Source organism: Lentzea sp. NPDC004789 (assembly GCF_053601075.1).
In genome coordinates this window covers 64,869-83,940 of sequence record NZ_JBSGBE010000017.1, presented here as the reverse complement: position 1 = coordinate 83,940, position 19,072 = coordinate 64,869, and the positions used below count along the sequence as shown (strand labels likewise).

17 protein-coding genes and 1 tRNA gene are annotated in these 19,072 nt (G+C 69.5%); 6 read left to right on the top strand and 12 right to left on the bottom strand.

The genetic code is table 11. The annotated features are described in order from the left end of the window. Positions 1 to 4: 4 nt before the first annotated feature. The 3 genes from cysS to ACWEIJ_RS32575 are packed head-to-tail and all read right to left on the bottom strand — an operon-like array spanning position 5 to position 2,992. A complete protein-coding gene (cysS, locus tag ACWEIJ_RS32585; RefSeq protein WP_449841078.1) occupies positions 5 to 1,399 on the bottom strand; it encodes a cysteine--tRNA ligase in 1,395 nt (464 codons plus the stop codon). Further along, positions 1,396 to 2,019, bottom strand: a complete 624-nt coding sequence (locus ACWEIJ_RS32580; protein WP_449841077.1) for an HAD family hydrolase — start codon at positions 2,017 to 2,019, stop codon at positions 1,396 to 1,398. Before ACWEIJ_RS32580 ends, cysS begins: the two co-directional genes overlap by 4 nt. A gap of 25 nt (positions 2,020 to 2,044) precedes the next feature. Continuing rightward, positions 2,045 to 2,992, bottom strand: coding sequence for a toll/interleukin-1 receptor domain-containing protein (locus tag ACWEIJ_RS32575; RefSeq protein WP_449841076.1), 948 nt, complete (start codon positions 2,990 to 2,992; stop codon positions 2,045 to 2,047). A gap of 54 nt (positions 2,993 to 3,046) precedes the next feature. Between ACWEIJ_RS32575 and ACWEIJ_RS32570 the strand changes: the two genes are divergently transcribed. Continuing rightward, positions 3,047 to 3,328: a DUF6191 domain-containing protein gene (locus ACWEIJ_RS32570; protein ID WP_449841075.1), complete on the top strand. Its 282-nt coding sequence runs from the start codon at positions 3,047 to 3,049 to the stop codon at positions 3,326 to 3,328. Here ACWEIJ_RS32570 and ispF read toward each other — a convergent pair. Genes ispF through ACWEIJ_RS32555 form a run of 3 tightly spaced genes read right to left on the bottom strand, consistent with a single transcriptional unit; the run spans position 3,325 to position 5,012 of the window. After that, positions 3,325 to 3,795 (bottom strand): 2-C-methyl-D-erythritol 2,4-cyclodiphosphate synthase, encoded by a 471-nt coding sequence (ispF, locus tag ACWEIJ_RS32565; protein WP_449841074.1) that lies wholly within the window; start codon positions 3,793 to 3,795, stop codon positions 3,325 to 3,327. The two genes, ACWEIJ_RS32570 and ispF, sit on opposite strands and share 4 nt — an antisense overlap. Next, positions 3,792 to 4,484 (bottom strand): 2-C-methyl-D-erythritol 4-phosphate cytidylyltransferase, encoded by a 693-nt coding sequence (gene ispD / locus ACWEIJ_RS32560; RefSeq protein WP_449841073.1) that lies wholly within the window; start codon positions 4,482 to 4,484, stop codon positions 3,792 to 3,794. The genes ispF and ispD overlap by 4 nt, the downstream gene beginning before the upstream one ends. Positions 4,485 to 4,523: 39 nt before the next feature. Beyond that, positions 4,524 to 5,012 carry a CarD family transcriptional regulator gene (locus ACWEIJ_RS32555; protein ID WP_065915127.1) on the bottom strand — a complete coding sequence of 163 codons (489 nt, stop codon included), beginning with the start codon at positions 5,010 to 5,012 and terminating at the stop codon, positions 4,524 to 4,526. 254 nt (positions 5,013 to 5,266) lie between these two features. On the opposite strand from ACWEIJ_RS32555, the gene ACWEIJ_RS32550 reads away from it, so the two are divergent. From ACWEIJ_RS32550 to ACWEIJ_RS32540, 3 genes are all read left to right on the top strand, one after another. Further along, complete coding sequence (locus ACWEIJ_RS32550; RefSeq protein WP_449841072.1) at positions 5,267 to 6,013, top strand: hypothetical protein; 747 nt, start codon at positions 5,267 to 5,269, stop codon at positions 6,011 to 6,013. A gap of 235 nt (positions 6,014 to 6,248) precedes the next feature. Next, a complete protein-coding gene (radA, locus tag ACWEIJ_RS32545) occupies positions 6,249 to 7,631 on the top strand; it encodes a DNA repair protein RadA (protein ID WP_449841071.1) in 1,383 nt (460 codons plus the stop codon). A gap of 22 nt (positions 7,632 to 7,653) precedes the next feature. After that, entirely contained in the window at positions 7,654 to 8,187 is a 534-nt protein-coding gene (locus tag ACWEIJ_RS32540; protein WP_449841070.1) for a hypothetical protein, read from the top strand. A gap of 65 nt (positions 8,188 to 8,252) precedes the next feature. On the opposite strand, the gene otsB is transcribed toward ACWEIJ_RS32540, so the two are convergent. The 3 genes from otsB to ACWEIJ_RS32525 form a co-directional block, all read right to left on the bottom strand. Continuing rightward, positions 8,253 to 10,781 (bottom strand): trehalose-phosphatase, encoded by a 2,529-nt coding sequence (gene otsB / locus ACWEIJ_RS32535; RefSeq protein ID WP_449841069.1) that lies wholly within the window; start codon positions 10,779 to 10,781, stop codon positions 8,253 to 8,255. A 45-nt stretch (positions 10,782 to 10,826) separates the two neighbouring features. Continuing rightward, a complete protein-coding gene (locus ACWEIJ_RS32530; protein ID WP_449841199.1) occupies positions 10,827 to 12,260 on the bottom strand; it encodes an alpha,alpha-trehalose-phosphate synthase (UDP-forming) in 1,434 nt (477 codons plus the stop codon). Positions 12,261 to 12,329: 69 nt separating this feature from the next. After that, on the bottom strand, positions 12,330 to 13,676 hold the full coding sequence (locus tag ACWEIJ_RS32525) for a threonine/serine ThrE exporter family protein (RefSeq protein ID WP_449841068.1): 1,347 nt from the start codon (positions 13,674 to 13,676) through the stop codon (positions 12,330 to 12,332). 260 nt (positions 13,677 to 13,936) lie between these two features. On the opposite strand from ACWEIJ_RS32525, the gene ACWEIJ_RS32520 reads away from it, so the two are divergent. Continuing rightward, positions 13,937 to 14,009, top strand: a tRNA-Thr gene (locus ACWEIJ_RS32520). 53 nt (positions 14,010 to 14,062) lie between these two features. Here ACWEIJ_RS32520 and ACWEIJ_RS32515 read toward each other — a convergent pair. Beyond that, complete coding sequence (locus ACWEIJ_RS32515) at positions 14,063 to 15,766, bottom strand: hypothetical protein (RefSeq protein WP_449841067.1); 1,704 nt, start codon at positions 15,764 to 15,766, stop codon at positions 14,063 to 14,065. Between ACWEIJ_RS32515 and mgrA the strand changes: the two genes are divergently transcribed. Further along, on the top strand, positions 15,765 to 16,793 hold the full coding sequence (mgrA, locus tag ACWEIJ_RS32510; RefSeq protein ID WP_449841066.1) for an L-glyceraldehyde 3-phosphate reductase: 1,029 nt from the start codon (positions 15,765 to 15,767) through the stop codon (positions 16,791 to 16,793). The genes ACWEIJ_RS32515 and mgrA overlap by 2 nt on opposite strands. A gap of 59 nt (positions 16,794 to 16,852) precedes the next feature. Here mgrA and ACWEIJ_RS32505 read toward each other — a convergent pair whose 3' ends face one another. Both ACWEIJ_RS32505 and ACWEIJ_RS32500 read right to left on the bottom strand, forming a co-directional pair. Then, entirely contained in the window at positions 16,853 to 18,256 is a 1,404-nt protein-coding gene (locus ACWEIJ_RS32505) for a sensor histidine kinase (protein ID WP_449841065.1), read from the bottom strand. Next, entirely contained in the window at positions 18,253 to 18,969 is a 717-nt protein-coding gene (locus tag ACWEIJ_RS32500) for a response regulator transcription factor (RefSeq protein WP_449841064.1), read from the bottom strand. The genes ACWEIJ_RS32505 and ACWEIJ_RS32500 overlap by 4 nt, the downstream gene beginning before the upstream one ends. Positions 18,970 to 19,072: the final 103 nt, after the last annotated feature.

Here is a 19,072-nt window from a genome sequence, read left to right as displayed (position 1 = left end):
GAAGTCAGTCGTCCTTCAAAGTCCACTGCGGACCGTCGGGGGTGTCCTCGACGGCGATGCCCGCGTCCAGCAGCGAGTCGCGCAACGCGTCAGCACGCGCGAAGTCCCTGCTCTTGCGGGCTTCCTGGCGCTCGACGAGCAGCCGATCCACGAGCGTGGTCAACGCCTGTCGCATGCCGAGGTCGGCAGCCGAGACGTCGTTCCACTTCGGCGACAACGGGTCGACGCCGAGGATGTCGGCCATGCGGCGGACGCACTCGGCGGCTTCACGGGCCGCGTCGTGGTCGCCGTCGGCGAGCGCCGTGTTCCCCTGCCGCACCTTGTTGTGCAGCGCGGCCACGGCCTGGGGGGTGTTCAGGTCGTTGTCCATCGCGACGACGAAGTCGGGGCACATCTCACCGCGCAGCTCGACCGGGCCGACCCGCTCGACGGTGCGGCGCAGGAACGACTCGACGCGCCCGTAGGACGTCACCGCCTCCTGCAGCGCCGCCTCCGAGTACTCGATGTGCGAGCGGTAGTGCGGCGCCACCAGGTAGTACCGCAGCTCCTGCGCGCGGACCTTGTCGAGCATCGCGGGGATGGACACGGTGTTGCCCAGCGACTTGGCCATCTTCTCGCCGGACATCGTGACCCAGTAGTTGTGCATCCAGTAGTTCGCGAAGCCGTCACCGGCCGCGCGCGACTGGGCCTGCTCGTTCTCGTGGTGCGGGAAGATCAGGTCGAGCCCGCCGCCGTGGATGTCGAACGTGCTGCCGAGGTACGTCGTGGCCATCGCCGAGCACTCCAGGTGCCAGCCGGGCCTGCCGTTGCCCCACGGCGTCGGCCAGGACGGCTCGCCGGGCTTCGCGGCCTTCCACAACGTGAAGTCGCGCGGGTCGCGCTTGCCGCGGACATCGGTCTCGCCCTGCTGCTGCTCGTCGAGCTTGCGCCCGGACAGCGCGCCGTACTCGGGGAACGAGCGCACGTCGAAGTAGACGTCGCCGTCGACGTCGTAGGCGTGGCCCTTGTCGATCAGCCGCTGCATCAGCTCGACCATCTGCGTGACGTGCCCGGTGGCGCGCGGCGCGTACGACGGCGGCAGGCAGCCCAGCGCGTCGTAGGCGTCCTCGAAGGCGCGCTCGTGCGTGTACGCCCACTCCCACCACGGCCGGTCGTGCTCGGCGGCCTTGGTGAGGATCTTGTCGTCGATGTCGGTGACGTTGCGGACCAGCGTCACGTCGGCACCGTCGCGCGCCAGCCAACGACGCAGGACGTCGAAGTTCAGGCCGCTGCGGACGTGGCCGATGTGCGGGATGCCCTGCACGGTCGCCCCACACACGTAGATCGACGCCGTTCCGTTGACCTGCGGGTGGAACTCCCGCATGCTCCGGCTCGCCGTGTCGTAGATGTGGAGGCTCACACGGGAATGGTACGGGCCACATCCAAAAGAGCACTCGGGCGGTCACTCGTCGGAACCGGGTTGACGAGCCGGAAGGAGCAACCGAGGGCCTCCGCGCCGCCGTCGGCCTCCGCGCTGTCGCCGACCATCACGGCGTTGCGGGGATCGACGCCGAGCCGTTCGCACGCGGTGGTGAAGATCTTCGGGTCCGGCTTGATCACGCCCTCCTCGTAGGAGAGGACGAACTCGTCCACGAGGTGGGTGAGGCCGTGCCGCTCGAAGACCGCGCGGATGTCCCAGCCGATGTTGCTGACGACCGCGACCGGGACGTCGGCGAGGTGCTCCAGCGCGGCCCTGGTGTCCGGGTAGGGCTGCCACGAGTCGGGGTGCAGCAGCTGGTCGTAGAGCGCCTCGGCGTTCGGCACGAGGGCGTCGTTGAGCACCCGCACGTGCACCCAGCGGTGGACGTCCGGGTCGAGGTCGCGGCGGTGCCACGCGTCGACCAACTCGGGGTCCATGCCGTCGGCGATCCCGACGGGGGCGGTGAGCGCACGCATCAGGTCACCGTTGGACTCGAGCTCTGGGTGCTCGAGCCGGAAGAGCGTGCCGGAGAAGTCGAAGAGCGCGGCGTGGGTCGTCACGCCCCCGACTCTACGTTCTCCGGGGCTAGGTGGTCTGGACCTTTTTGAGCTCGGCCTCGACCTGCGACGGGTCGTAGTCGATGGTCAGCGTCAGGTCGCCGGCACCTCGCTGGGCCGCCGTGGCGAAGTGCTCGACGAACTCCTCGATCTGCCGCAACGGCTCGTCGGCGAGCTGCGCGGTGGCCGCGTAGAGCGCGCGGTGGCGGTCCGGGGTCGTGGTGCCCCGCAGGTCCGCGGCCCAGCCGAGCAGATCCGCGTAGATCTTCGTGAACTTCGTCGCGAGGAGACGGATCTTCTCCGCGTTGCCCGCCTGCCCGGCCGGGCCGAACGCCCACTGCTGCTTCTGCGGTGAGAGCACGTCCGCGGCGGCGTTGACGATCTCGTCGAACTTGCGGGTGCGGGCGGTGTAGTAGTCGAGCGACTCGGTGTCCGTGCTGAACGTGCGCTGGTTGTCCGCGAAGCCCATCTCGTGGTTGAGCTTCTCCTCTTCGAGGTTGCGCATGCCCTGACGCACCAGGTCCGCGAACATCCGGTACTCCCAGCCCGCTTCCGGCGGCCCGATCTCGACGCCGACCTTCTTCGCGATCATCTCCGCGAGCTGACGCGGGGTGGTGTTCTTCAGCGCGAGGTAGCCGAGGCTGGGACGGACGCCGGGCACCTCGGTGTCGTCGAACCTGGCGGGCAGGACGTACGGCTGATGCGGGTCCATCAGGCCGCGGGCCAGCGCGGACCGGCGCTCGTGGATCGTCCAGTTCTTCTGCACGTAGTGCCGCGACACGAACATCACGCAGAAGCGCGAGTCCTCGCGGTAGACCTTGTCCAGGTACTCGGTGAGCTCCTCGCCCCAGAGCTCGTGCTGCAGGTCGTTGTCGTAGAAGTAGCGCAGGCCCAGCTCCTTGAGGTGCTGGGCCACCTCTTCGACGTAGGGGCGGTCTTCGCCGGCGAAGGAAAGGCAAACGTCGTACTTCGGCACCGCGCTGATGTTAGTGGCGGGAACCACACTCCTGCGCCGGGAGTTGTACAGGACGTGGAACTGGGGATGATCTGGGCGATGTCGTTACCGGGTGTGGTGACGATCCTGTTCGCGCTGGCCGTGGTCGAGTGGGTGGCCCGGCGCAAGAGGGGCGGCACGCCGCTCGCGACGATCAGCTTCGACGAACTGGGTGCGACGTTCGAGGGCGCCAAGCGCGACGAGCTCGAGTACCGCAAGGAAGAGCGGCAGCGGCGGGACGAGGAGGGTGACGCGGCACCGCCGCGCACCCGGATCGACCTCGACGGCGGCACGGCCGTCATCAAGCTGCCGGACTAGGCGCCGGCGGGCATCAGCAACGCCGTGGCGATGGCCGCGATGCCCTCGTTGCGTCCGGTGAGCCCCAGACCGTCCGTGGTGGTGCCCGCGACCGAGACCGGGCCGCCGACGGCGTCGGAGAGCGTTTTCTGGGCCTCGTCGCGGCGCTGGCCGATGCGCGGCTGGTTGCCGATCACCTGGACTGTGGCGTTTCCCACACGGAAGCCGGCCTCCTCGACGAGCCGGCGCACCTCCGTGAGAAGGACCACTCCGTGTGCGCCTGACCAGCGCGGATCGGACGTGCCGAAGACCGCGCCCAGGTCACCGAGGCCCGCGGCGGAGAGCAGCGCGTCGCACAGCGCGTGCGAGGCGACGTCGCCGTCGGAGTGACCCGCGCAACCGTCGACGCCCTCCCACAGCAGTCCGGCGATCCAGCACTCACGACCTGCCTCGATCGGGTGGACGTCGACGCCCTGGCCGATCCTCACGCGCTTCCTCCAGCGAACAGTGCTTCCGCGACCGCGAGGTCGAACGGGGTGGTGATCTTCATGGCGTGCGCGTGGCCGGGAACCGTGTGGACCTTGCCACCGTTCTTCTCCACGAGACCAGCGTCGTCAGTCGCGGCGATACCGGAGCGATAGGCGGCTTTGAGAGTCTCGGCGCGGAAACCCTGCGGGGTCTGCACGACCCGCAGAACGGCCCGGTCAGGTGTGGAGACGACTACTCCGACCTCGTCCACCTGCTTGATCGTGTCGGCCACCGGCAGAACCGGGATGACGGCGTCGTGCCCGTTGCGCACCGCGGCCACGACGTCGGCGATGACCTCGGGAGGGGTGAACGCACGGGCGGCGTCGTGCACGAGCACGATCGAGGTGTCCGGAATCACGCGGAGCGCGTGGTCGAGGGCGAGGCGCACCGAGTCGGTGCGTTCGGCGCCCCCTGAAAGCACGTGCACCGCCCCGCCGGCCGGGGCCAGCGAGGCGGTTGCGGTGTGCACGAGATCCACATCGGACGGTGGAGCGGCGATGACGACGTGCTGAACCTGGCCTGACGCGAACAGACCACGAACGGCGCGGGTCAGGAGCGGTACCCCGTTGACCGGCACGAGCGCCTTGGGCATCCCGTAGCCCAGACGCTCACCCCGCCCTGCCGCAGGAACGAGCGCGACAACACTCATCTTGCGGCGTTATCCGATGCTCAGTGTGATTTGTTTGTATTACGACGCTGTGGCGAGAACTTCGTCGAGAAGAACCTCGGCCTTGTCCTCGTCCGTACCCTCGGCCAGCGCCAGCTCGCTGACCAGTATCTGCCGCGCCTTCGCCAGCATCCGCTTCTCGCCGGCGGACAACCCGCGATCCTTCTCGCGCCGCCAGAGGTCGCGCACCACTTCCGCAACCTTGTTCACGTCGCCGGAGGCGAGCTTCTCAAGGTTGGCCTTGTACCGCCGAGACCAGTTGGTCGGCTCCTCGGTGTGAGGAGCGCGCAAGACCTCGAAGACCCGGTCGAGCCCTTCCTGGCCGACAACGTCACGAACGCCCACGATCTCGGCGTTGTCAGCGGGAACCCGAACGGTGAGGTCGCCCTGCGCCACCTTGAGAACGAGGTACTTCTTCTCCTCGCCCTTGATCACGCGGGTCTCGATTGCTTCGATGAGAGCGGCACCGTGGTGCGGGTAGACGACGGTCTCTCCGACCTTGAAAACCATGTGTCCTCTGCCCCTTTCGCTTCCTCCATCCTAACACGTCCGGCAAGGCCGCGAACGCCGCGCGATGATCCGTTAGTGCTGGTCAGGGCCATGCGGGGGGTTGACAAACCACCTGTTCGCGTGCAACGTACGGGGTTGTCAAGATCGAACGGCACCACGTCGAGTCGGCTTTCGGGCCCCCGGTTAGGCTCCTTGCCTGGTGGTTGTTCCCTAGGAAGGACGCTGGAGCCGTGAACTCAGGAGTGTCTCGCCGGATGATCGTGACGGCAGCGCTGGCCGCGGGCCTCGGCCTGGTGGCGGTCGGCTGCAGCGCCGGTCAGATCACCCAGACCGACACCCAGGTCGCCGCCGTCGACGGTGCGAGCGGAAACGCGGGCCCGATCGCGGTGCGCAACGTCATGCTGGCGTTCCCGCCGGACGGCAACCGCTACCACGAGGGTGACGACGTGCCGTTGACGTTCGTCATCGCCAACACGGGTGAGAACACCGACAAGCTGCTGTCGATCAAGTCGGAGGCCGCCGAGGGCGAGGCCGAGGTCGTGGGCGGCAAGGAGATCCCGTCCCGCTACGCCCTGCAGGCCGAGTACGACCCCTCGAAGGCGCCGACGAAGACCTCCGCGCCGTCGTCCTCCTCGTCCGCGCCGTCCTCGACGGGCGCGCCCTCTTCGTCGGTGTCGCCGACCTCCGGTGCGCCGTCGTCCTCGTCGGTCGCGCCGACGTCGGGTTCGGTGTCGCCGTCGTCGTCCGGTTCGGTGTCGCCGTCGTCCGGCAAGCCGTCGGGCTCGTCCTCGGCGTACCCGAGCGCGTCCGCGATCCCGAACGACCTCGAGGTGCTGCACGTCCGCTGCACGCTGAAGAAGATCAAGCGTGACATCGTGGCCGCGCAGACCGTCAAGGTCACGTTCGTCTTCGAGAAGGCCGGCACGGTCACGCTCGAGGTGCCGATCGCGCCGTCGGAGCACAAGCGCACGAGCGAGAACCACGAGCCCTCGGGCCACTGAGCTTTTGGCCGCTGCTCCGCAGACGGCGGCGAGTTCGTCGGAAAGCCGGTCATCCGGCCACCGCTTCGGCCCGAGTCGCCTTCGGCGGTTGACCCGAAGGGGCGACCGGACGACCGACACGAACTCGCGAGATGCATGAAGGCGCCGCTCCCTCCTGGTGAGGGGGCGGCGTTTTCGCTTGCGGCGGGCGCGACCTGTCCCAGGACTGTCAGACCCTTGCTCTAACGTTCGGCGTGTGGCGAAGACAGCGCGGCCGATCTTCCGGTGTGCCGAGTGCGGGCACGAGGTGGCGAAGTGGTTCGGCCGCTGCCCCGAATGTCAGGCGTGGGGCAGCATCGAGGAACGCGGCACCGCGTCGGTGACCCGCGTCGTGGCGGGCGCGCCCACGTCGGCGGCGCGGCCGATCGGCGAGGTCGACATCGAGTCGGCGCGGGCGCTTTCGACGGGGGTCGGGGAGTTCGACCGGGTGCTGGGCGGCGGCCTGGTACCGGGCGCGGTGGTGCTGCTGGCGGGCGAGCCTGGTGTCGGCAAGTCGACGTTGCTGCTGGAGACCGCGCACCGGTGGGCCGAGTCGCACGGGCGCTGCCTCTACGTCACGGGTGAGGAGTCCGCGGGGCAGGTGCGGCTGCGCGCGGAGCGCACCGGCAACCTGCACCCCGAGATGTACCTGGCGGCCGAGAGCGAGCTCAGCGCGTTGCTCGGGCAGGTCGACCAGGTGAAGCCGTCGATGCTGATCGTCGACTCGGTGCAGACCATGTCCACGGTGAGCGTCGAGGGCGTGCCGGGTGGCGTCACGCAGGTGCGCACCGTCGCGTCCGGGCTCATCGCGATGGCCAAGGAGCGGGGTCTGCCGGTCGTGCTGGTCGGGCACGTCACCAAGGACGGATCCGTCGCCGGGCCCCGGGTCCTGGAGCACCTCGTCGACGTCGTGCTGCAGTTCGAGGGCGACCGGCACTCCAGCCTGAGGTTGTTGCGCGGCATCAAGAACCGCTACGGCGCGGCCGACGAGGTGGGCTGCTTCGAGCTGCGCGACGACGGCATCATCGGCGTGCCGGACCCGTCGGGGTTGTTCCTCACGCGCCGCGAGAAGGCCGTCGAGGGCACCTGCGTCACGGTGATCGTCGAGGGCAAGCGGCCGATGCTCGGCGAGGTGCAGGCCCTCGTCGCCAAGACGAACCTGCCGGCGCCCCGCCGCGCGGTCAGCGGGCTCGACTCCGCGCGGATCTCGATGGCGCTGGCGGTGCTGGAGAAGCGCGGCAAGGTCAACCTGTTCCAGAAGGACGTCTTCACCGCGACCGTCGGCGGCATGCGGCTGGTCGAGCCCGCCGCGGACCTAGCGGTGGTGCTCGCGGTGGCCTCGGCCGAGCGGGAGATCGCGCTGCCTGCCGACCTGGTGGTGCTCGGCGAGGTCGGGCTGGCCGGCGAGATCAGGCGCGTCAACGGCGTCGGCAAGCGGCTCACGGAGGCGGCGCGGCTGGGGTTCAAGAAGGCGCTGGTGCCGCCGGACCACGGGCCGCTGCCCGAGGGCGTGCGGGCGCTCGTGGCGAACGACCTGGTGTCGGCGCTGGACGTGCTGGGCCTGAACCGGCGTCGCAGCACCAAGGGCGAGGACGACTGAGCCACCGTGATCGAATAGGCGGGTGTTGGGGAGACACGACCGCGAGATCGGCGAGTTGTTGCGGTTCGCGGCGGGCATGGTGCCGGCGGAGGTGCAGAGCGAGGACGTGCTCGACCACCTCGACCACGAGGAGTGGGAGCTGGTGCTCGACCTGCTCGGGGAGTTCGACGGCCACACCTGGCAGACGCCGCGCTACTGGGCGCTGCTCGCCGAGGCCGCCGTGCAGCTGGACGCGGACGGGGCCTGGTTCCAGTGGCGGTGCGTCGAGTCGATCCAGGGCGTGCTCAGGGTCGAGCTGGTGCTCGGGCGTGACGCGGAACCGCTGCGGGCCAGGGGAGAGCGTCCGATGTGGGACGTGACGGGCAAGCACCAGCGCCTGGCCGCGTTGTGGATCGAGACCAAGCCGGTGCTGGGGCCTGGTGAGCGCGCCACGGCCCGGTTGCGGCCGTTCGTGCCGCCGGCGTGGGCGCACCTGATCCGCGGCGACATGATCACGCTGGTGGGCAGCTCGCCGGGCAGAGCGACGATCATCGAGCGAGTGCCGCCGCGCCCGTAGTCGAGATGCACGCGGGGACCTTTCGTACTGTCGGAGAGTACGAAAGGTCCCCGCGTGCGGTCAGATCACTGCGAGAGCAGCTGGGCGCAGCGGATCAGGCCCAGGTGCGAGTACGCCTGCGGGTGGTTGCCCAGCGAGCGCTCGGCGACCGGGTCGTACTCCTCGGGCAGCAGGCCCGTGGGACCCGCGGCCGCGACGATCTGCCCGAACAGCTCCTCGGCCTCCGTGCGGCGGCCGGTGAGCAGGTAGGCCTCGATCATCCACGCGGCGCACAGGTGGAAGCCGCCCTCGTCGCCCGGCAGGCCGTCGTCGCGGTGGTAGCGGTAGACGGTGCAGCCGGACCGCAGCTCCGCCTCGATGGCGGTGACGGTGGACTGGAAGCGCTCGTCGGTCGGGTCGATCAGGCCCGAGAGTCCGACGAACAGCGACGCGGCGTCCAGGTCGTCGCCGTCGTAGGCGGTGGTGAACGACTGGACCTCGTCGTTCCAGCCGTTCTTCAGCACGTCCGTGGCGATCGTGTCGCGCAACGGCACCCAGGACGGGTCCAGCGCGCGGCCGAACTGCTCGCCGAGCTTGATCGCGCGGTCGATGGTCAGCCAGCACATGACCTTCGAGTACACGTGGTGGCGCGGCGCGTGCCGCTCCTCCCAGATGCCGTGGTCGGGCTCGTGCCAGCGACGCGAGACGGCCTCCGCCATCGCCTGGACCATCTTCCAGTCCTGGTCCGACAGCGAACCGCGGGCGGTGGCCAGCTGCACGACCAGGTCGACGACCGGGCCGAACACGTCGAGCTGCACCTGCTGGTTCGCGAGGTTGCCGACGCGCACCGGACGCGAGCCCGCGTAACCCGGCAGCGTGTCGATCACGGCCTCGGCACCGAGCTGCGTGCCCTGCAGCGTGTACAGCGGGTGCAGGCGCTCCGGGCCGGGAATGGTCTCCAGGACGCCGTGCAGCCACGCCAGGAAGCCGTCGGCCTCCGCGAAGGAGCCCACCGACACGAGCGCGGCGGCGGTCATCGCGCCGTCACGCAGCCAGCAGTAGCGGTAGTCCCAGTTGCGGACACCGCCGAGCTCCTCCGGCAGCGACGTGGTAGCCGCGGCCATGATCGAGCCGGAGTCCTTGTGCACCAGGCCGCGCAACGTCAGCGCCGAGCGCAGCACCAGGTCGGTCTGCACCCTCGGGAGCTTCAGCCCCGCCGCCCAGTCCGACCAGTAGCCGGCCGCGCGGTCGCGCCGCACGGACTCGGCGAGCGCGTGCTCGGAGATGTCGTCGGTGCCGCAGCGCAGTTCCAGCAGCACCGGCGCACCCTCGCGGGGGCGGACGACCGCGCGGGCGGTCTCCTGCAGGCCGTCGGAGGTGATCTCCCAGTCCACGCCCGGCGAGCGCAGCACCATCGGGTCCGAGGTGCCGACCACGCGCAGGCCGTCGCGTTCGCGGATGAACCGCACCGGCACCTGGCCGAACTCCGGCCGCGGCGCGAACGTGATCACCGCGTTGGTCGAACCGGAAATTCGCCGCACGAGGTCCGTGCGGTGCGAGGCGAGGTCGTGCTCCAGGTAGTCCGTCACGAGGAGCCGCGACCAGCGGGTCTCCACGATCATCGTGCCCGGCAGGTAGCGCTGGCCCAGCGGCAGCGACCCGTGCTCCGGCTTGATCGAGAAGTGGCCCGCGGCGGGACCGCCCAGCAGGTCGGCGAAGATCGCCGCCGAGTCCGGCTCGGGGTGGCACAGCCAGTTGACCTTGGCGTCCGGCGTGACCAGCGCGACCGAACGCTCGTTCGCGAGCATCGTGAGGCGCTCGATCGGCACCGCCTGGTCGCCGTGCAGCCACGCCCGGCGCTCCTCCAGCAGGAACGCGAGCACGGTGGCGACGTCGGCGGGGTCCTTGACGTAGTGCTCGGCGAGCGATTCCCCGGCACCGACGCGGATGCCGACGTCCGGGCCGGACAGGCGCGCGAACGCCTTCTCGTCCGTCACGTCGTCGCCCAGGAAGATCGCCGCGGTGGCGCCGACCTGGTGCCGCAGGATGTCGAGGGCGTGGCCCTTGTTGGTCTCGACGACCGCGAGCTCGATGACGGCCTTGCCCTCGGTGACCTGCACACCTTCCCAGGTGCACGGACCGGAGCGGACGGCGTCGAGCACGCTCTCGCCGACGGACGCCTCGGCGCGGCGCACGTGCACCGCGATCGAGGCGGGCTTGACCTCGAGGTGCACGCCCTCGTGGCCGTCGACGATCTGTTCCAGCTCGGCTTCGATGCGGCGCAGCAGCGCCTTGGCGTTCGCGTCCAACGCGTGGACGAAGCCGACGTCGAACTCCGAGCCGTGGGAGCCGACGAGGTGGACCTCGCCGGGTAGGCGGGACAGGGTGGCGAGGTCGCGCAGCGCGCGACCGGAGATCACTGCTGAGGTGGTCTCGTGCAGGCTCGCGAGTGAACGCAGCGCGTTCACCGACTCCGGAAGCGGGCGAGCCTGCTCCGGGTCAGCCACGATCGGCGCGAGTGTTCCGTCGTAGTCGCTGGCGACCAGCAGTCGCGGGGTCCTGGCCAGTTGCACGATGGCTCGGCGCAGTTCGGCGGGGAGGGCCTCGGCGGTCAACGCCCCTCCTGGAGCACTCGATGGGTCAGTGGGATCTGAAAGGATTCAGACCGAGGTCTGCGTGCCCAACGCCTCCAGGAACGACCTCGCCCATCGGTCAACGTCGTGGGTGAGGACTTGGCGGCGCAGCGCGCGCATCCTACGGCGGCCTTCAGCAGGATCGATGTCGAGGGCGGCCTGCAGAGCGTTCTTGACACCGTCCAGATCATGGGGGTTCACCAGGAACGCGCTGGTCAGTTCTGCGGCAGCGCCGGCGAACTCGCTGAGCACCAGAGCTCCACCAAGATCATATCGGCAGGCCACGTACTCCTTGCAGACCAGGTTCATCCCGTCCCGAACCGGCGTCACGACCATGACGTCCGCCGCGCTCATGAACGCGACCAGTTCCTCGCGGTTGACCGACTGGTGGAGGTAGTGCACCACCGGTTTGCCGACCCGCCCGAACTCGCCGTTGATCCGGCCGACCGACTGCTCGATGTCCCTGCGCATCGTCACGTAGTGGTCGACCCGCTCCCGGCTGGGAGTGGCGAGCTGGACCATCGCGACGTCCTCCGGGTCCACGCGACCGTCCGCGATCAGCTCGTACAGAGCCTTGATCCGGACGTCGATGCCCTTCGTGTAGTCGAGGCGGTCCACGCCCAGCAGGATGCGCTTCGGGTTGCCGAGATCCGCTCGAATCTGCTTCGCGCGGGCCTGCGTCTCCTTCTTCCGCGCCAGCGCGTCGAGACCGGCGCTGTCGATCGAGATCGGGAACGCGCCGACGCGCACGGTCCGGTCGCCGACCTGCACGACACCCGGCCGGGTGCGGACACCGACCGTGCCGCGGCTCGGCTCCAGGCCGACGAGGCGGCGGGCCAGCCAGAGGAAGTTCTGCGCGCCGCCGGGCCGGTGGAAGCCCACCAGGTCGGCGCCGAGCAGGCCGCGGATGATCTCCGTGCGCCACGGGAGCTGCATGAACAGCTCGACCGGCGGGAACGGGATGTGCAGGAAGAAGCCGATCTTCAGGTCGGGCCGCTGCTCGCGCAGCATCGCCGGGACGAGCTGCAGCTGGTAGTCCTGCACCCACACGGTCGCGCCCTGTGCGGCGATCTTCGCGGTCGCGTCGGCGAACCGCTGGTTGACCCGGACGTAGGTGTTCCACCAGTGCCGGTGGAACGCGGGCTGCGCCACGACGTCGTGGTAGAGCGGCCAGAGCGTGCCGTTGGAGAAGCCCTCGTAGTAGTCCTCGACCTCTTTGGCGGACAGCTGGACGGGGTGCAGCAGCAGTCCGTCGTCCTCGAACGGCGCCACCTCGGCGTCGGCCACGCCCGGCCAGCCGACCCAGGCTCCGCTGTGGGAGCGGAGGAATGGTTCGAGTGCGCTCACCAACCCGCCGGGGCTGTGCTTCCACCGTTCTGTGCCGTCGGGCAAACGCTCCAGGTCAACCGGGAGCCGGTTGGCCACGACTACGAACTCCGCCCCGTTCTCGCCAATGTCCATGCTCACATTTCCGAGGCTAGTGCGAGCACGTGTCCGAGGCGTGTCGTGTAACCCCCGTCACAGCAACGTTCACTCCAACCGACGCTTGGTGGGTTTGAGCGGGCCGGACATGCGCGGACCTGCGAACTTGCGCTCCAAACGGCCCAGTCCGGTGCGCACGGGCTGGGCCAGGTACTCGCCGAAGACCACCCCTCCGGCCAGAGCGAGAGCAATACCACTCGCGAACACCAAAGTGCTCAAACCGGCCGGATCGCCCTCGGCGGTGAGCAGGAACAGCCCCCGGTAAGTGGTCCAGCCGGGCAGCAGCGGCACCACGCCCGCCTGCACGACGACCAGCGTCGGGATGCGCAGCCGGCGGGTCATCGTGGCGCCACCGAACCCGGTGATCGCGGCCGCCACGGCCGACCCGAGCAGCGCGTCCGCGCCGAGGCTCGTGAAGAGCCCGTAGGAGGCCGTGCCGATCGCGCCGGAGATGGCGGCGGCGACGAGCGCACGGGGCTGGGCGTAGCAGGCGAGCGCGAAGAACGCACTCGTCGCCGCGCCGGCCGCGAACTGCATCGGCACCGCGGAGATCAGCGGCGGCAGCGGGTCGGTGAGCTTGATCTGCAGTCCGAAGTGGACGGCGGTGCGGATCGCGATCGCGACGCCCGCGATCAGCCCGGCGCTGAGCAGCACGGTCTCGACGGTGCGGCCGGCGGCGGTGACGTTGTAGCCGGAGATCGCGTCCTGCACGGTGCTCACCAGCGCGAGCCCGGACAACAGCACGACGATGCCGACGGCGACCAGCAGGCTCGGCCGGACGTTGGGCAGCAACCCCGTGGCGAACACGGTGAGCGCCGCACCTGTCGCGAGCGCACCGCCGACGAGTTGCTGGAAGAAGAACGGCAGCGCCCGGCGGTTGAGGATCCGGCCGACCCGGTCGATCACGGCGGTCACGACGGCAGCGGTGATCGCGAGCTCCCACCCGCCGCCGACGAGGAACGCGACGGCCGCGGCCATCCCGGCCCAGGCGACGGTGGCGACCCAGCGCGGGTACGGGTGCTTGGCGTTGGTGATGTCCTCCAGCTGCGCGTGCGCGGCCTCGATCGGCCCGAGGTGGCGCACGAGGTGTTCGACGGCCGCGAGGCGGGTGTAGTCGAGGCTGCGCTGCCGGACCACCCGCACCGCGGTGATCGGTGGCGCGTCCGTTCCCCGGTGGCACGAGACGCTGATGGAGGTGTAGATCACGTCGACTTCCGTGTGCGGAAGTCCATAGCTCTCCGTGACCGAGAGAATCGTGGCTGTCACGTCCGCGGCACCGGCCCCGCTGGCCATCTGGACCTCGCCGATCTTCAGTGCGAGATCGAGTACCAGGTGAACGGTGGTGTCATCGGGCAGAGAGGGGCCGTGCAGGCTGTTCGGGGAAATCTCGCGCACCTCCGTCGTGTGATCGTGAGGAGTCCTTCGACTGTTGCTGTGGCGTCTGCCACCTCCGATCGGGCGACCCGAAAAGGAGGACATGATCACTGTCCGTTGGTTACCCTCCTGACCTGGTCAAGGCGACCTGTCCGGCGCTTTGATCCACTCAGTTGGTTGGTCAGCCTCCGACCGGAGCAATCCGATCACACTGAGAGCAGACCGTTCGCCGCAGGTAGCTCCCGCAACGGGCGCTTACGATGTTCGCGAACACGAGCCAGGCCGGCGTAGCTCAATTGGCAGAGCACTCGCCTTGTAAGCGAAAGGTTAGGGGTTCGATTCCCCTCGCCGGCTCTTCTCCGACGCGGGGTTCGCCCAGGTGGGCGGGCCCTCGTCTCGTTTCGGCGTCAGCTCCTGCGCACGAGTCCGGTGAAGCCCGCGACGCTCAGCGTGGCGAACGACCAGCCCAGGATCTGCACGACCCAGCCTGCTCCGGTCGCCCACTGCCCGGCTGGGCCGTTCGCCAGTTCGCATCTCGGTGTGCCGCCGAGTTTCACGAGCGGGATGGCGAGATCCGCCGCAAGACTGATTCTGTTCACGGGTGAACAGGAGTCCGCTGGGCGGTCCTTGGCCGGTGTCAGGCCGTTATGGGCATTCGCTGTCCACACGAGACAGAGCGAGAGCACGAAGGTGATCAGCAGTCCGGCGACCGCTCTGGAGGGCTTGTAGCCGTAGGCCAGCGTCACGCCGAGAAAGCGGTGCCAGAGCTTGTTGCCGGGGTCGCCGCGGCGGCCGAGGTCTTTCTGTTGCGCGATGAGGACCTTGCGGGCGGTGTGCTCGTGACCGGCGGCGCGATGGACGGCGGCGAGTTGCTGGTACGGCTGGGCTTCGTACTGGTACGTGTGATCGCGCAGCATCCTGAGCCACACGTCGGTGTCCACCGGTGGGTTCGGGTAGGTCAGGCCGTCGAGGGTCACGGCGAAGTCCTCGGCCTCCATCAGCTGCCACTCGCGGATGAGGAGGATCTTGCCCACTTTCGTGCCGGTGAGATCGAGCTCCTCGCCAACGCCGTGGTTGATCAACCGGCTCCGCCTGAGGTCGAAATCGCCCTGCACCACCGTGTCCGAGAGGTCGACCGCGGCGCGGCGCTCGGTCGCCTCGATCTCGGTGTCGGTGATCGTGATGCTCGCGCCGATCGCCGTCCGGTGCAGCACCAGGGCCTGGCCGCCGTGACTGCGCACCGAACCGTCGAGGATGAGCCCGGCGCCGATGCGCGTGTCGATCATGCTGACCGCGTCGATGTCGCCGTGCGTCCGGGCGTTGAAGCCGTTCTTGAGCCGCACCTCGTTCGTGAAGTGCGCGGCGTCGAGGCACAGCGCCCAGTCATCGGCGCTGCGCAGCACCGTTCCGTTCATGTCCAGGCAGTGGCTGGTGGCGCCCATCAGCACCACCGCCGCGCCCCCGGCCTTGACGACGGCTCTGTCGAGCAGGAGGTCACCGCCGATCTTCGCGTTGGTGGCCAGGAAGGCCACGCCCGACTCGCTGACGATCGCCGCCTCGGTCAGGTTCACGTCGCCGCCGATGTCGCACCTGTCGAGCAACACGTGGCGAGCGAACAACCTCTTGGCCTCGACGTCGCGGCTCACGTGCAGGCCGGAGCCGTGCAGCGGCATCGCGGTGGCACCGGAGAGCAGCAGCGAGCCGTCGATGCGCGCGTTCTGGAGGTCGAGCGGCCCGGTGCAGCGGGCCGCTCGCAAGGTGAGGTAGCCGGTTTTCAGGCCCTCCGCGGTGATGCCCGGCATCGTCGACTCGTCGAGCGACAGGCCCGGCAGTTCGGCGTGGAAGAGCGACATGGGCGCTTCGAACAGGCAGCTCTCCAGCAGAAGCGGCCTCGCCGACCGGATGAAGTCGAGGTTGAGCTCGCCGGTGACCCGTGCGCCGATCACCATGAGCCCCTGCGGGTCGATGTCGTCCGACCGCAGCAGGTCGCGGATCACCGTCGCGGGGAGGGTGTTGTCTCCGCGGCGCGAAAGATCGAGCACCTCACCGGCCTCGGCGGCACGGCGCAGCTCCCGCTCTGTCTCACTAGGACGTGACATCGTGTGCACCATGTCCTACCTCGCGGATAGCGCGCGCTACGACCAGATGACGTACCGGCGGACGGGTCGCAGCGGTCTCAAGCTGCCTGCCATCTCGCTCGGCCTGTGGCACAACTTCGGCGGCGACCGGCCGTACGAGCTGGGCCGCGGCATCGCACGGCGAGCGTTCGACCTCGGTGTCACGCACTTCGACCTCGCCAACAACTACGGCCCGCCGTACGGTTCGGCGGAGATCACGTTCGGGCAGATCCTCTCCGATGATCTCAGGCCTTACCGGGACGAGCTCGTCATTTCCACGAAGGCCGGCTACGACATGTGGCCGGGGCCGTACGGGGAGTGGGGCAGCCGCAAGTACCTGCTGAGCTCGCTCGACCAGTCGCTGACCCGGATGGGCCTCGACTACGTCGACATCTTCTACTCGCACCGGTTCGACCCGGAGACGCCGCTCGAGGAGACGATGGGCGCGCTGGTCAGCGCGGTGCAGCAGGGCAAGGCGCTCTACGTCGGCATCTCGTCGTACTCGCCGGCCAAGACCCGCGAGGCGGCCGAGCTGCTCAGGTCCGCCGGGGTGCCGCTGCTGATCCACCAGCCGAGCTACTCGATGCTCAACCGCTGGATCGAGCCGGAGCTGCTGGACACGCTGGAGGAGGTCGGCGCGGGCTGCATCGCGTTCTCGCCGCTCGCGCAGGGCATGCTGACCGACCGCTACCTCAACGGCGTGCCGGCGGACTCGCGTGCGGCGCAGAACAAGTCGCTGTCGACGGACCTGCTGAGCGAGCAGAACCTCGGCCGGATCCGGGCGCTGAACGAGGTCGCGGCCTCGCGCGGGCAGTCGCTCGCCCAGCTCGCGCTGACGTGGACGATCCGCGACCCGCGCGTGACGTCGGCGTTGATCGGTGCGTCGTCGGTCGCGCAGCTGGAGCAGAACCTCGCGGCGCTGCAGGCGCCGCCGTTGACCGACGACGAGCTCGCCGAGATCGACAAGCACGCCGTCGAGTCGGGCATCGACCTGTGGGCGACGAGCTCGCAGGCCGAGTAGCGGAGTGCACGCGGGGAGCTTTCGTACTCTCCTGGAGTACGGGAGGGCCCCGCGTGCGGTCAGGACAGCAGGCGGCGGGGGAGGCGGATGGTGAAGGTGGTGGAGCCGGGGGCGCTGGTGAGGGTGATGGTGCCGCCGTGTGCCTGCACCAGCGACTGCACGACCGCGAGGCCGAGGCCGCTGCCGCCGCGCTGGCGGGTGCGCGAGTTGTCGACGCGGTAGAACCGGTCGAAGATCCGCGCCTGGTCGGCCTCCGGGATGCCGGGACCGGTGTCGCTCACCTTGATCACCGCCTCGCCGTCTTCCGCGGTTACCTGCAACGACACCGCGGTGCCCGCCGGGGTGTGCACGGCCGCGTTGGTCAGCAGGTTGTCGAGCACCTGTCGCAACCGGGTCGCGTCCGCGCGCATGGACACCGTGTCCGCGTCGACCTCCAACGAGTGCGACGGGCGGGCCGCGCGGAACGCGTCGGCGGCCGCCTCGGCGATCACCGCCAGGTCCAGCTCCTCCGGCCGCAGCGGCGGTTCGGACTCGGCGGAGTCCAGGCGTGCCAGCAACAACAGGTCGTCGAGCAGCACGCTCATCCGTGACGCCTCCGACCGCAGCTTCTCCAGGTGCTGCTCGCGTTCGCCGGGCTCGTTGGCCGCCGCGTACCGGAAGAGGTCCGCGTAGCCGCGCAACGACGTCAACGGCGTGCGCAGCTCGTGCGAGGCGTCGGCGATGAACCGCCGCAGCCGTTGCTCCGCGGCCGTGCGGGCGGCCAGCGAGGAGTCGATGTGCGCGAGCATCTTGTTGAACGCCTCGCGCAGCTCGTCGACCTCGACGCCGCCGCCGTTGCCGTCCACGCGCACGGTGAGGTCGGCCGAGTCGGTCAGGTCGTGCGAGGAGATGTGGTGCGCGGTGTCGGCCATGTCCGACAGCGGCCGCAGGCCTCTGCGCAGCAGGGTCTGGCCGCCCACGACCAGGGTGACCAGCGCGGCCAGGAACCCGAGCACGCTGACCGTGATCAGCTGGGACATCGTGCTGTCGGTGTCGGCCAGCGGCGCGGCGCTGACCAGCACGAGCTCGTTCTCCTTGATCGGGCACGCGCGCAGCCGGAACTTGCCCTTGCCGTCCAGGTAGGCGAGGTCGAGGTTGTCGCCGGTCAGCGACCTCTTCGCGAGCGCGTCGAACTTCGCCCGGTCGGCGGGCTGCTGGTCGCCGGGCAGAGCGCGCAGCACACCGTTCTGCATCTTGTAGACGACGGCGAACCAGTCGGGTGGCAGCTTGGTGATCGTCTCGTCGTACTCGACCTCCTGGGCCGCGCTGGTCTGGCTGATCGCTATCTGGTCGTCGAGCCGCTTGTCGAGGAACGTCCGCATCGAGGTGACCATGACCGCGCCGACGGTCGCGAACACCGCGAGCGCCAGCGCGCCGAGCCCGAGTGCGAGCCGCGTGCCGAGGCGCAGTTGCCGCCCTCTCATTCCGCGGCTCGGCGGAGCACGTACCCCACGCCGCGCACGGTGTGGATCAACGGCTCGCGGCCGTCGTCGAGCTTGCGGCGCAGGTGGGAGATGACCAGTTCGACCACGTTGGACCGGCCGCCGAAGTCGTACTCCCACACGTGGTCGAGGATCTGCGCCTTCGTCAGCACGGCCGGTGAGCGGCGCATCAGGTACCGCAGCAGCTCGTACTCGGTCGGCGTCAGCGTCACGAGCTTGCCGCCGCGGCGGACCTCGCGCGTGTCCTCGTCCATCACGAGGTCGGCGACCTTCAGCACCGAGCGCTTCCACGACGGACCGGTCGAGCGGCGCAGCACGGCCCGCAACCGGGCCATCAGCTCCTCGACGGAGAACGGTTTGACCAGGTAGTCGTCGCCGCCGCGGGTGAGTCCCGCCACACGGTCGGCGGTGCCGTCGCGGGCGGTCAGGAACACCACCGGCACCATCGCGCCGGCCGCGCGCATTCGATCGAGGACGGTGAATCCGTCCAGGTCAGGCAGCATGAGGTCGAGCACGACGATGTCCGGCTGGAACTCGGCGGCCTCTCTCAAGGCGTCCTCACCGTTGAGCGCGGTCGCGGCCTGCCAGCCCTCGTACCGGGCGACCGTCGCGACCAGGTCAGCGATGTGCGGCTCGTCGTCGACGACGAGCAATCGAACCGAGTTCCCCTTGTCCACGTGCTCATGGTGCGTCACCTGGTGCTCCACCCGCCCGATCGACAGGAAGTCGACAGCCCGGGCAAAGCGGGGCCACAGCTGCGGAGCCCAGGATCGCGACAGGACGAACGAGACCGCCGAC

Bases quoted from the DNA above. Each gene is read 5' to 3' on its own strand.
- ispD (WP_449841073.1), bottom strand. From the start codon at position 4,484: ATGAGTGTTGTCGCGCTCGTTCCTGCGGCAGGGCGGGGTGAGCGTCTG.
- ACWEIJ_RS32555 (WP_065915127.1), bottom strand. From the start codon at position 5,012: ATGGTTTTCAAGGTCGGAGAGACCGTCGTCTACCCGCACCACGGTGCC.
- ACWEIJ_RS32550 (WP_449841072.1), top strand. From the start codon at position 5,267: ATGATCGTGACGGCAGCGCTGGCCGCGGGCCTCGGCCTGGTGGCGGTC.
- ACWEIJ_RS32530 (WP_449841199.1), bottom strand. From the start codon at position 12,260: ATGGACATTGGCGAGAACGGGGCGGAGTTCGTAGTCGTGGCCAACCGG.
- mgrA (WP_449841066.1), top strand. From the start codon at position 15,765: ATGTCCTACCTCGCGGATAGCGCGCGCTACGACCAGATGACGTACCGG.
- ACWEIJ_RS32515 (WP_449841067.1), bottom strand. From the start codon at position 15,766: ATGGTGCACACGATGTCACGTCCTAGTGAGACAGAGCGGGAGCTGCGC.
- ACWEIJ_RS32505 (WP_449841065.1), bottom strand. From the start codon at position 18,256: ATGAGAGGGCGGCAACTGCGCCTCGGCACGCGGCTCGCACTCGGGCTC.